Source organism: Siphonobacter sp. BAB-5385 (assembly GCF_002261125.1).
Classification (GTDB): Bacteria; Bacteroidota; Bacteroidia; order Cytophagales; family Spirosomataceae; genus Siphonobacter.
The window spans coordinates 1-12,889 of the sequence record NZ_NMPS01000087.1; the positions used below are offsets into that span (position 1 = coordinate 1).

The window sequence follows — 12,889 nt, forward strand, 5'->3', positions numbered from 1 at the left end:
TCCGGCGTATTTCCGTCCGACGGAGGTAGAACTGTTGATTGGCGATCCGACCAAGTCGAAGACCAAGCTGGGCTGGGAGCCGAAGTATGATCTGGCGATGCTGGTCAGGGAGATGGTTGAGAAAGATGTGGAAGTTTTCCGCCGGTCAGGCAAAACTCAATTTGAACACATGATTGGATAGTTAATACATCAATATGAGGGAAAGACTAAAGTGTAGTTTTTCCCTCATAGTTATAATATATAATCTACAATTAAATATCAGCAACTAGCCCCTAATTACTGATAAATAAATTAAAAAATGAGTTCAGCGAAAAGAGCTATTTCGAATACATTTATTATATATGCTAAACAAGCAATAACTATTTGTATATCACTATATTCAACTAGAATAGTATTGAATACATTAGGGGCAAATGATTTTGGGTTATTTAATGTAGTCGGTGGATTAGTTACAATTTTGTCATTTTTAAATGCGGCGATGTCTGTTTCTACTCAGAGATATGTTGCTGTTAATCTAGGAACAGGAAATTTAGAAAACATTAAAAAAGTTTTTGCTAATAGTGTAATACTACATATAGGAATAGGATTAATTATAGCTTTGTTGTTTGAAATAGTAGGAGTATATTTTCTAAACCATCAATTGTTAATTAGTAGTGATAGAATAGAAGTTGCGAATAAAATATTTCATTTTGTGGTTATTTCTACCTTTGTTACTATAATATCAGTACCATATGATGCAATAATAAATGCTCATGAAAATATGACATTTTTAGCCTTAACTAGTATCTTAGAAAGTATAATAAAATTAATGATAGCATTTTATTTAATATATACGGGATATGATAAACTTCTTGTTTATGGTTTTTTAACAATGATTAGCGTTATTTTGATAAGGATTTTAAAACAAATCTATGTTAGAAGGAAATATGAAAGTACTCGAGTTAATTATATAGCTGATTATAATAAAGATTTAATAAAAGAGTTAACATCCTTTGCTGGGTGGAATTTGTTTGGTTCATTAAGCTATCTAGGAAGAAGTCAAGGAATAGCCTTGTTATTAAATACTTTTTATGGTACTGTAATAAATGCAGCTTATGGAATTGCAAACCAAATAGCAGGGCAATTAAATTTTTTCTGTACTGCAATGTTGCAAGCTCTTAATCCGCAAATTATGAAAAGTGGAGGAGCTAAAGAGATGCATAAGGTAATAGAGTTATCTATGATAGGTTCTAAAGTAGGGTTCCTTTTATTAGGAGTTGTTGCTATACCTTGTTTAGTAGAAATGGAATCCGTTTTAAATATTTGGCTGAAGACAGTTCCTGATTACACTGTTAACTTTTGTAGATTGATTATTATAGTATCGATGATAAATCAGTTAACTGCTGGGTTAGATTCAGCAATGCAAACTACTGGTAAAATTAGAAATTATATGGTAATAGTGGGAGTAGTCAAACTTTTCATATTGCCAGTTGCGTATATTTTGTTAAAAGCGGATTATGTTATTTATTCAGTATTTGTGGGGTATATAATTCTGGAAATAATTGCGGGAATGTGTAGGATTTGTCTATTTTGTAATGAAACAGGAGTCGATCTCAATAGGTTTATTTTAGAAGTAATTCTAAAGCCTATTTTTTTAACTACAGTAGCCTGCGTAATATTATTGGTTTTAAAACAAATAGTGACTTCAGAATATAGAGTGCTAGGTACTTTCTTTATTTCATTTTCTATATTTGCTAGTGGTGCTTACATTCTCATATTATCTAGTGGACAAAAAGAAAGTTTAAATAAGTTTATAATATCTAGAATGGTTAGATCATAATGTGATTGAATGTTACAAGCTAAATTAAAAATGTTAAAAAGATAATAGCATGATTTCAGTAGTTATTCCTCTGTTCAATAAAGCACATACTATTAAAAATACTTTAAGGTCGGTGCTTGATCAAACATTTCAAGATTTTGAAGTAGTGATAGTTGATGACGGATCAACTGACGATGGTGTCAATGTTATCAGAAATTTTACGAACGACGAAAGAGTAAGAATTATACAACAACTAAACCAAGGTGTCAGCGTCGCTAGAAATAAAGGCGTAGAACAAGCAATTTACAATTATATAGCATTCCTTGATGGTGATGATAAATGGCTACCTACATACTTGGAAACTTTAGCTAAGGCTATAAACGATTACCCAGATGCAGCAATGTATTGCTGTGCAGGAATAGTTGAGAATTCTAGAGATAACAGTCACGTATTACGGGTAGCCAAAAAGTACCAAGGTGTAACTAGAGAAATTGATTTTTTCGAGAATCCTCATGTATTCTTACATACAAGTGCCACAATAGTTTCAAAAGAGAAATTTAATCAAACGGTAGGGTTTCCTGTAGGAATGAAAAGAAATCAAGATTATGCTTTATTCTTTTCCTTGGCATTTACAGGGCCGGTTATATATTGTGGATTTCCATTGAGTGTATATGTAGGAGAAGTAGAAGGACAAGCTACTAGTACTCCTCTTGAAAATATGCTAAAACATGTAGTGAACAGGCATAATATAGTTTATGGTAATTGGAAAAATTCTTTACTTAAAAATAAGACTTATATAGTTTTTACGAAATATGAATTACGCCATTTAATAATGTTTCTTTTAGAAAAGAATAAGATTGATTCTGTAAAATACTTAATTGATAAATTAGATAAAGGATTAATTAATAATTTTTATGGACTAGAAAAATACTTTTATACACATAAAAATTTCAAACTTTTTAGTATCTTTTTAATAAAGATTTCTAAAGCAAAATGGCGATTAAACGGTTATCCTTTCATAGGGCAAAATTGAATTGATTCAAAAATGGAACAGATAGATAAGAAAGTACTTAAAATGACTAGGAAATTTTACAAAAAAATGTTTCCTGAGAACTTTAAGGAAGGTAGAAATTGGAAAATGTTTTCCAATAAAGATTATGCAAATAAGTTAATATACGATACATTAATGAGTGATAAGCCGGCTATGATTGGTAGATTCGGATCTACTGAAATGGCTTGCTTAATTAACTATTTAGGGATAAAGCAGAATAACAAAAGCTGGATTTCTTATGTAAAAGGCAAATCACTGATGTGGTGGTGGAATCCCAATATAGTTAATCAAATGCAAAAATGGAGCGGTTTTTTTCCGCCAGAAAAAAGTAAAATTGAGCAGTTCTGTGAGTTAATAATGCAGGATATGCGGCAAGTTGATATATTGGGTTCTTGGCTCCTTGAAGAGGAATTATTTTCTACAGAGATAAGTCAAGCTAAAAAAGTTGTATTAGAAGATATCGAACCTTTTTTTTCAAGCTTTCCTTGGACGAGAGCATTAGAGAATAAAAGAGTGCTGGTAATACATCCTTTTGCTGAGACTATTTTAGCCCAATACGATAAACGAAAAGAATTGTTTGACAACGATTTATTACCTGACTTTCAACTTAGAGTAATAAAAGCTGTTCAGAGTGTTGCGGGAAATAATACCGAATTCAATGATTGGTTCGATGCATTAAATCACATGAAGAATCAAGTCGACAGGGAAGATTATGATATTGCTATCGTAGGCTGTGGAGCATATGGATTCCCATTAGCAGCACATATCAAAAGATCAGGAAAAAAAGCTGTTCATCTGGCAGGAGCCACACAACTTCTTTTTGGTATCAAAGGTAAAAGATGGGAAGAATTCATTGTGTGGCCATATACAAACTTATTTAATGAACACTGGCTAAGACCAAGCAATAATGAGAAGCCCAAGAATGCAAACCAAGTAGAAAATGCTTGTTATTGGTAAATTAGATAAACTATGAATAGGATAAGGGTGATATGGAATGTTTTGTCTAAATCAAGTAGACGATTACTTCGGCCTATCATGACAGAGATTAAATTAAGGATGAAATATCCAACCTTAAAGCTTGCAGGAGCAGTAAGTGTTTCACAAAACTCTCAATTCGGTAAGTATAATTATCTGTCTTTAAATGTATCGTTCATAAACTCGAAAATTGACGATTATTCCTATGTCGGAGCGAATTCATTCGTTCAGAATGTTAGTATAGGGAAATTTACTAGCATAGGCCCAGATGTAAGAATTGGATTAGGGTCACATCCAACGAAAACGTTCATATCAACACACCCTATATTTTATTCGAAGGCTGCTCAAGTAGGTATAACCTTTTCAGACGAACAATATTTTGAAGAGTACCAGCCTACTAATATTGGAAACGACGTATGGGTAGGAGCTGGTGTCATAATCAGTGCAGGTACGAATATTGGTGATGGAGCTATTATAGCTTCAGGTTCTGTAGTTACGAAAGATGTTGAAGCGTATTCAATCGTTGGAGGAGTGCCTGCTAGATTAATCAGATTTAGATTCAGTGAAGACGAAATTAGCGATTTGAAGGAAATACAATGGTGGAACATGGATACCCATAAGTTAAAAAGTAATTTTAAACTTATGCATAACATTTCTAACATTAAAAAATTAACAATAGATGCATAAAATTATTGTAGGTCTTTTTCGCCTAACACGTAAGATCTTTATTAAAACATTCATACTAATAACAAAACTTATATCAAAAATAATCCTTTTAGGAAATGGTGTGAAATTTGGTAAAAATATAACTATAAAGGGGTTGGTATCAGTTGATGTAAGAAGAGGAGGTGTGATGACAATAGGAAATAATTTTAGCCTAAATAATGGAAGTTTTTTTAATAAGATAGGTAGGCAACAAAATTCAATATTCGTTGTACAAGAAGATGCGATATTAAAGATAGGGAATAATGTTGGAATGAGTTCAGTAGCTATTGTTTGTAGTAAAAAAGTAACTATAGGAGATTACGTGAAAATAGGAGGTAGTACTGTAATATACGATACAGATTTCCATAGTTTAGATTATAAAACAAGAGCAGATAATGTATTAGATAAACAATATGTAAAGAAATCAGAAGTTTCTATTGGTGATAACGCTTTTATAGGAGCTCATTGCATTATTTTGAAAGGCGTAGCTATTGGAGAGGGTGCTATAGTTGGTGCAGGTTCTGTTGTTACAAAGTCTATTCCGCCTTTTGAGATTTGGGGCGGGAATCCAGCAAAATTTATAAAAAAAATTAATTAGTATGGGTTTTAAATTGATTTCACTATACAGTATTATCTTTCTGCTAGTGGCAGATACTTTCTTTTATATCAGTATAACGGGAGCACAAGGTGCATATTTTACGCCTGTATCATTGTTCTGCAAATACAGCGTTTTAGTAATATTAATATATGTAGCTAAGAATACTAATTGGAAATTCGATTCTGAAAAATCTATTGTTGTTCTTTATAAAACTTTATTGTACTGGAATATTGTCTCTTTGATACATGCAATATTCGTAGCTTCAGGTTACTGGGATTGGAAGTTTTTATTTTTTAGCTCAGCTCTTTTTCTTTCTATACCACTTGCCTTTTTTCTAGGTAAAAATTTGGAAATATTTCAATTAGTGCTTTTCTATACAATTAATTTTGTGTTCTTATATGGCTTTTTTATAATACCATTTGCTTTAGCAACAAACGAAGAATTATACGCAAGGCTTATGATGCCTATTTCCTTATTATTAGCATTTATACCTTTCTTAAGAAACAAATATAAATATCTGTTATTGATTGTATCTGTAGTATCTATTCTTACTATTCTTGACTTCAGGACTAACATTATCAAGATCGCTATTTCCTTTTCTGTTTTATTAGTATATTATTCAACTAAAATATTTGGCCCATTCGCATTTAAAATTGCTCGCATCCTATTATTACTTGTTCCTATAGTTTTGTTGTTTCTTGCAGTTTCTGGTAAATTCAATGTTTTTACTCAATTGTCAGAAATTGATGGATATTCTGTCAAAACTGCGAAAAATGACGCTTCGAATTTAACAGCTGACACGAGAACATTTTTATATTTAGAGGTGTTCAAAAGCTTTGAAAATATAAACTATTTATTATTTGGTAAAAGTGCTGTTGGTAAGTATAGGTCTGATTTCTTTACAGATTTAGTTACTGGAGATTTACGTTATAGTTCAGAAGTCGGATTCTTGAATACATTACTTTATTCTGGACTTGTAGGAGTAATTATATACGGACTATTTATTACAATCGCTTCGCATTATGCAATAAACAGATCTAATAATTGGTTGTCAAAAATTTTAGGGGTATTGATAGCTTCAAGGTGGACTCTTTTTTTTCTTGAAGAATTTACTCAATTTGATTTTAACTTCTTCTTTTTATGGATAATTATAGGACTGGTTTCTAGTAAACGATTTAGGTCCATGAATGATTACCAAGTAAGACAGTATTTAGATGTATCTAAAGTACATGTACTTCGTTTAATTAATTTAAAATGGTTAGGTTATAAATAATTAGCTATGATTTATTTAGTAATACCTGTATTCAATCGCTGGAATTTTACAGACCAATGTTTGGAAAAATTATCAAACCAAACTAATAAAAATTTTAGGACAGTTGTAGTAGATCATGGTTCTACGGATAACACGGCACTTCATATTGCCAACAAATATTCTGATGTTATTTTGCTTAGTGGTGATTCTTCCATGTGGTGGACGGCTGCTACGAATTTTGGAATCAAATACGCTTTAAACGAAGGAGCAGATTATATCATTACTATCAATAATGATACGGTACCTAATCTGGATTACATTGAAAAGTTATATAACCATATTGAACAGTATCCAGACGTGCTTATCGGAGCCAGTGCTTTCGATGCATCCAATGGAAAAGTGATCTATAGAGGTGAAACACTGAATTGGTTTGTTGAATCGTCGAGAAAGAATGTATGTGATGCCCAAAGACCGGACAACGGGCTATTTCGGGTTTCTCATTTTCCGGGTCGAGGATTACTGATTCCCTCCAAAGTGTTTAGTGCAGTAGGTCTTTTTGATGAAGTAAAGTTTCCGCATTATATGGCTGATTATGATTTTACGCTAACAGCTGCCAGAAAAGGTTTTGATATCTATTGTTCTTATGATGCAATGATTGGTATCTGGCCTGAAGCCAGTGGGGCTAACCAATTGAAAGGGAAGAAGAGTCTTCAGTCTTATAAAAACCATTTGTTCGGTATCAAGGGAGGAGCTAACCTTCCACTTTTTTATAAATATGTGTTCAGGCACTGTCCCTATTACGCCTTGCCTTCTCATTTAACGCTTGGTACTTTAAGAAGATTAATTGGATTTTGGGTATAGTATGGACAACATCTTATTATCTGCATTTGCTTGTGATCCGACCAAGGGCTCTGAGCCCAGTAATGGTTGGAATTGGAGTGTGGGGTTGTCTAACCTCAATTATAATGTTATTTGCCTGACCCGGAGTGTTAATAAAAGTGGTATCGAATCATTTGAAGTCCCTGCTAACCTAAAATTCTGCTATATAAAACTGCCCTATGGACTAGAGAAGCTTTACCACCTGTCTACTCCTGGGATGTACATTTATTATCTGCTGTGGCAATGGCTGGCTTATCGGCGGGCAAAACGGATGAGTAAGGAGCACCAGTTCAAATTGGCTCATCATGTCACCTGGGGTAGTACGCAAATGGGATCATTTTTGTACAAGCTAGGAATCCCTTTCCTGTTTGGTCCGGCTGGGGGCGGGCAGGAGGCACCCGAAATGTTCAGGAATTATTTTGGTTCTTCCTGGTCATCCGAAATGAAGCGATCAAAGATTTCAGGACTATTAGCGAAGTACAATCCTGGATTTAACAAAATGGTTAAAGCGGCACGTGTTGTGATTGCTTCCAACCACGAAACTGAAAAGCTCGTAAAAGAAAATGGTGCGGATCGGGTAGCCATGTTTCTGGATGCTGCACTTTCCGAAAATTTTTATCCCAAGACTTTTGTACCTAAACAGATTGACGAAGAAATCAAACTTTTGTGGGTTGGTAGATTTATGCCTCGTAAAGGTCTTTTGCTGGTTTTAGATGTCATGAAGGAGCTTAAAGGCTATGGGAATATATCCTTGACAGTAGTAGGGGACGGAGAGATTAAACAGGAATTTTTAAATCGAATTGAACAATATGATTTAAAAGCAACGGTTACATGGGTTGGTAAAGTTGGTTACAATGAAGTAAGAGAATTTTACAGAAGTCATCATGTGTTCTTCTTTACGTCGTTCAGAGATTCATGCCCTGCACAACTAATCGAAGCAATGGCTTTTGGCATGCCAATTGTAACCTTGGATATTCATGGTCAATCGTTGATTGTAAATGAGAAAACAGGATTCAAGTGTATGGCAGACGATCCACGAGAGTTGATCAATGATTTAAAGGAATCAATTTTAAAATTCCAAAAAGATAAATCATTGATTACTGAGATGAGCAATCATGCCTATGCTTTTGCTATTAACCAAACCTGGAGAAAAAAATATCAGATATAGTATCAAAATATTACTCTTAACATGAAACTTGCTCCCATTCTACTTTTTACGTATAAACGATTTGAGACGTTAATTGGCACCGTTAATGCGTTAAAGGAAAATAATTTAGCATCTGAAAGTGACTTATTCATCTTTTCTGACGGTCCCAAGCGTCAGGAAGATATGGGGCAGATTTTAGCAATTAGAAAATATTTAAAAACGGTAGATGGATTCAAAAATGTGTACGTGATTGAATCACCAGAAAATAAGGGATTGGCAAAGTCAATCATTTCCGGAACTTCTCAGGTAATGGAAACATATGACCGAGTTATTGTACTGGAAGATGATCTGAAGACTACTAAGAATTTCTTAGCGTACATGAATGCTTCTCTGGATGAGTATTTCAATCATAAAAATGTTTTTTCAGTTTCTGGATTTTCCTTTGATTTAGGCACACAGAAGGATGAGCGGTATGATTCTTACTTTTTAAATAGAGGTTGGTCATGGGGCTGGGCAACCTGGAAAGACAGATGGGAAAAAGTAGATTGGGAAGTTAAAGATTATCAGGATTTTAGAAATAATACAAAAGCCAGAAAGCGTTTTTCGTTAGGAGGTTCAGACTTAAATGGAATGTTAGATAATCAAATGTCTAATAAGCTGGACTCCTGGGCTATTCGATGGTTTTATAGCCAGTTCAAATTAGAAGGTCTTACGCTTTATCCAATCCATTCAAAAGTATACAATTGTGGATTCGATAATGATGCAACTCATACCACGGGTTCAGACAAAAGGTATCGACCAAACCTGGACATTCTAGCGTCTAATACTTTTAAATTGCCCCCAGCTACTGGGATTTCTGAGTTTTATCAGAACAGATTCCAGAACAAGATGGGCGTGTACTCAAGAATTCGGTCAAAATTTGAGACTTTATTCAAAAAGATATTTTGATTATGTACAAGATTATCAGACTTCTTAAAGAGTTCAGGTTTATTTATCTGGCTAAAATTAAATGGCACAAGTATAAGATAGGTAAAGGCTTATACGCGGGTGCAGGGTAAGATTATGGGCCAAGAATTCAATAATTATTGGCGAAAACTTTTATATCGGTCGCGACTCTCAGATCGAAGCCGATTGTATCATCGGAAATGATGTAATATTTGGAAACAGAGTAGCCATTGTTGGTAAGTATGATCACAACTTCCAACAAATAGGAACACCCATTCGGCACGCTTCCGAAATACGTGATCCTGATTTTACGTGGCAGGACCGACTGAAACCAACTATTATTGAAGATGATGTATGGGTTGGATACGGATCAATTATTATGAGTGGAATTACGATTCATCAGGGTTCAATTATTGCAGCCGGTTCTGTAGTGACTAAAGATGTTGAACCCTATTCAATTTATGCAGGAAACCCAGCTCGTAAAATAAAGGATCGTTTTGAAAACATCCACGATTTACAGCAACACATTAGTATCTTATCCAGTTCGTTTTAATTAAGCTGTTTGAGGTTATTTAAATTAATATATGAGTTTTTGCTTTTATCTGCAATAGCTCTAACGTTTAAGGTTATTGTTTTGATCATTCCATTTTTATACACCAGAGTAGGTTTCTGATTTAAGAGAACTAAATTGGTAAAGAGGTTGCTTCTGTTATTATTAGTGGTGTCAGTCTGGTAAGTTATGTTGGATTGAAAATAGTTTTTCCTTGGAGATGAAAGGTTTGAATTAGTGATTTCTTCTAAATAAGGATAACTCTTTTTATAGACTTCACTCGTTATATCCACCTTCGTCTTAATTTTAGCTACAGTTTCTTCCTGTTTTAGGTAGCTATTCCAATGGCTAGACGACCAGGGTCCACCTGTTATGATTTTGCTACAATCTATAAAAATATTGTTCAGTATAGAATTGTTTGATCCACCATTGATGTGAACAGCACCAAACCCGTTTGAGCTCTTCGTTCCACAATTTACAAATAGATTGTTTTTGATAGTTATACCACCTGCTCCATCATCCATATATACAGCTGCAATTCTGTAAGGATTATCAGAAGTTATATCTTCGAACACATTGTTAAGGATTATAGTCCCTGTTGACGAGAGATCCCTGCCCGTGTATAAAGCCCCAATGTCACTAAATTCTTTACATAGATTTTTAAAATAGTTGTTTTCGATGAGGTGATTATTTCCCTGATAAGTAATAGCCTGGCCTGGTAAATCTTTTATGATACAATTGTTTATGCTTACGCCAACCCCGTCCAGCCTGATTGCAGGATTATAGCTTCTGAATAATCGTGACAAGTTTTCAAAAGTACAATAGGTTACATTGTTCATACTGGGGACCAGATTTTTTCTATCGCCTCCTTCAAAAATGAGTCCGGCCGCACCTATATTTTTGAAATCACAGTTTTTTACCAAAGTTTTGCTCGTGTTGGCTAATTTTATTGCATACAATCCCGAATTACTAAATTTACAATTCTCCAGTTTAACATTATTGGTGTTGTTCAACTGCAATAAAGCAGATTTTGAACACTTGAATACAATGTTTGATAGTGATACACTTGTTGTTTTGTTTAACACCATTAGTGGCTGTTCTATAATAGACACTTCTATGGACGCAGTACTTATGTCGCTGGTCGGCCACAGGTATATTTTTCCCTCAGCTTTGCTTATGTAATATTCTCCTGGTTGGTCTAACTCATCTAATACATTTGAAAAGTAAAACCCCCTTATTGCTTTCTTATCTATGTCGTTATCCCATTTGCCTGGTCCTCCATCGCTGGCAATAATTCCATACGTTGGAATACTAGACAGATAAACAGTTTGCTGAGTTTCGTTTAATGAATCAATGCTAATGTATTCATCGGCCCAACCCTGATTTAAATAACCTGAGATCCAGATATCTTTTTTGTTTTTCCAGGCACGCTTTTTTTTTGAATATTTTATAACTCTGTCTTTATTTTTGTTTGCCGTAAATTCAACTTTTTCAGGGTTTATTACTTCTGCTATTTTTAATTTTCTGTCATTGGGCCAGCGAGATAACTGTAAGGGTTCATCGTTAAAGAATAGTTCCATTTGTACCGGTTTTTGAGTATGACCGAAGCCTCTATCAGAAATAGATCCTATTTGATTAATCAGATCGCTACCTAAATTAAATACATAAACGTGATCGCGTGCCTCTTCTGGCAACGTATAGTAATTGCCATCTTTGGCTGTAATCTTTTTGAAATTTTCCGTCCTTAATTTTTTGCCTCCACTTAAAATAACATTCTCATTTTTATAACCTTTTATAGTTAAAATTTGATTATTGGGTTGTTTGAAATTTTCGAGTCTGATAGTTTTCTTTATTTCGTAGTAACCTTCTCTTAAGATTATTGTTGAGTTGTAACGGTTGTTCTTTGCAAAGTCTAAAGCTGCTGCTAAATTCTTTTTGGGATTCTGTATTGTTCCCTGATTGGCATCATCTCCTGTAGTAGATACATAGATTTGATTATCTGCCTGTTGAGCTCTGACTTCGATGATTTGAAACAACAGGCAGATCGCTGTTATCAACTTGATGTTTTTTCTGATTCTACGTTTGATTCTCTTCATTTTTTGTATTTTTGTTATTAGATGTGCAATTCGCTAATTAGTCATGTCAAACCGCCGATTGAAAAAGAAAAAAATTATCAGCATAGATGTATCAGCAGGTAAATACTCTACTATTGTTGATGAAATCATAAGTCTTGCTGCTTCATCTACATCTTCATACACGTGTGTAGCAAATGTACATATGCTTGTAGAGGCTTATAATGATCCTCTTTTTGCTACTGTAGTGAATGATGCTAGCATTGTTACTTCGGATGGAATGCCGCTGGCCTGGTGCTTTAAACTATTATATAATGTAAACCAGGACAGGGTTGCTGGAATGGACTTGTTACCAGATCTAATAAAAATCTGTTGTAAAAAAGACATACCAATATTTGTCTATGGAGGTACTTCTCCCATGCTTCAGCGATCTGCTGAATTTTTTCGAAAAAACTTTCCGACTTTAAAGGTAGCGGGTATGTATAGCCCCCCGTTTCGCCCCCTGACTCCTCAGGAAGATTTAGACGTTATTGATATGATTAATAGTAGCGGAGCTGGTCTTGTATTTGTAGCGTTGGGTTGCCCTAAACAGGAAAAGTGGATGGCTTCGATGCATGGTAAAATTAATGCTTCCATGATTGGAATTGGAGGTGCTTTACCCGTCTTTGTGGGTATGCAAAAGCGAGCTCCTGTATGGATGCAAAAGACTAGTTTAGAGTGGCTTTACAGACTTGGACAGGAGCCTAAAAGACTTTTTAAAAGGTACTTTGTAACGAACACTACCATGATTTTATTATTAATAAAAGAGCTTTACCTGAACCGTAAAAAGGTTTCTGTTTAATACTTTCTTCACCTAGTTATTTTTCATATTTTTTTAATTTATATATGAAATTAGCCGTTGTAGGCACCGGATATGT

13 protein-coding genes are annotated in these 12,889 nt (G+C 34.2%); 12 read left to right on the top strand and 1 reads right to left on the bottom strand.

The window, feature by feature from the left end; translation table 11 throughout:
* The 11 genes from BWI93_RS08565 to BWI93_RS28655 all read left to right on the top strand — a co-directional run.
* On the top strand, nt 1–181 hold a 181-nt coding region (locus BWI93_RS08565; RefSeq protein ID WP_176454174.1), incomplete at its 5' end, for a GDP-mannose 4,6-dehydratase.
* 117 nt (nt 182–298) lie between these two features.
* Nucleotides 299–1,819, top strand: coding sequence for an oligosaccharide flippase family protein (locus tag BWI93_RS08570; RefSeq protein WP_094810221.1), 1,521 nt, complete (start codon nt 299–301; stop codon nt 1,817–1,819).
* Nucleotides 1,820–1,868: 49 nt separating this feature from the next.
* On the top strand, nt 1,869–2,831 hold the full coding sequence (locus BWI93_RS08575; RefSeq protein ID WP_094810223.1) for a glycosyltransferase family 2 protein: 963 nt from the start codon (nt 1,869–1,871) through the stop codon (nt 2,829–2,831).
* A 12-nt stretch (nt 2,832–2,843) separates the two neighbouring features.
* The gene (locus BWI93_RS08580; protein ID WP_094810225.1) at nt 2,844–3,806 is read left to right on the top strand and encodes a hypothetical protein; all 963 of its coding nucleotides are present in this window, start codon (nt 2,844–2,846) and stop codon (nt 3,804–3,806) included.
* A 78-nt stretch (nt 3,807–3,884) separates the two neighbouring features.
* On the top strand, nt 3,885–4,511 hold the full coding sequence (locus tag BWI93_RS08585) for a CatB-related O-acetyltransferase (protein WP_094810227.1): 627 nt from the start codon (nt 3,885–3,887) through the stop codon (nt 4,509–4,511).
* Nucleotides 4,504–5,127, top strand: a complete 624-nt coding sequence (locus tag BWI93_RS08590; RefSeq protein WP_094810229.1) for an acyltransferase — start codon at nt 4,504–4,506, stop codon at nt 5,125–5,127. The genes BWI93_RS08585 and BWI93_RS08590 overlap by 8 nt, the downstream gene beginning before the upstream one ends.
* A 46-nt stretch (nt 5,128–5,173) precedes the next feature.
* The gene (locus BWI93_RS08595) at nt 5,174–6,400 is read left to right on the top strand and encodes a hypothetical protein (RefSeq protein WP_141217397.1); all 1,227 of its coding nucleotides are present in this window, start codon (nt 5,174–5,176) and stop codon (nt 6,398–6,400) included.
* Nucleotides 6,401–6,406: 6 nt separating this feature from the next.
* Entirely contained in the window at nt 6,407–7,240 is an 834-nt protein-coding gene (locus BWI93_RS08600; protein ID WP_094810233.1) for a glycosyltransferase family 2 protein, read from the top strand.
* Between the two features lies 1 nt (nt 7,241).
* The gene (locus BWI93_RS08605) at nt 7,242–8,426 is read left to right on the top strand and encodes a glycosyltransferase family 4 protein (protein ID WP_094810235.1); all 1,185 of its coding nucleotides are present in this window, start codon (nt 7,242–7,244) and stop codon (nt 8,424–8,426) included.
* A gap of 21 nt (nt 8,427–8,447) precedes the next feature.
* On the top strand, nt 8,448–9,353 hold the full coding sequence (locus BWI93_RS08610) for a hypothetical protein (protein WP_094810237.1): 906 nt from the start codon (nt 8,448–8,450) through the stop codon (nt 9,351–9,353).
* A 376-nt stretch (nt 9,354–9,729) separates the two neighbouring features.
* A complete protein-coding gene (locus BWI93_RS28655; protein ID WP_255157776.1) occupies nt 9,730–9,903 on the top strand; it encodes a hypothetical protein in 174 nt (57 codons plus the stop codon).
* Here BWI93_RS28655 and BWI93_RS08620 read toward each other — a convergent pair.
* Nucleotides 9,900–11,996, bottom strand: a complete 2,097-nt coding sequence (locus BWI93_RS08620) for a right-handed parallel beta-helix repeat-containing protein (protein WP_094810239.1) — start codon at nt 11,994–11,996, stop codon at nt 9,900–9,902. The genes BWI93_RS28655 and BWI93_RS08620 overlap by 4 nt on opposite strands.
* A 58-nt stretch (nt 11,997–12,054) precedes the next feature.
* Here BWI93_RS08620 and BWI93_RS08625 point away from each other — a divergent pair, with 58 nt between their 5' ends.
* Nucleotides 12,055–12,813 (top strand): WecB/TagA/CpsF family glycosyltransferase, encoded by a 759-nt coding sequence (locus tag BWI93_RS08625; protein WP_255157777.1) that lies wholly within the window; start codon nt 12,055–12,057, stop codon nt 12,811–12,813.
* Nucleotides 12,814–12,889 lie beyond the last annotated feature (76 nt).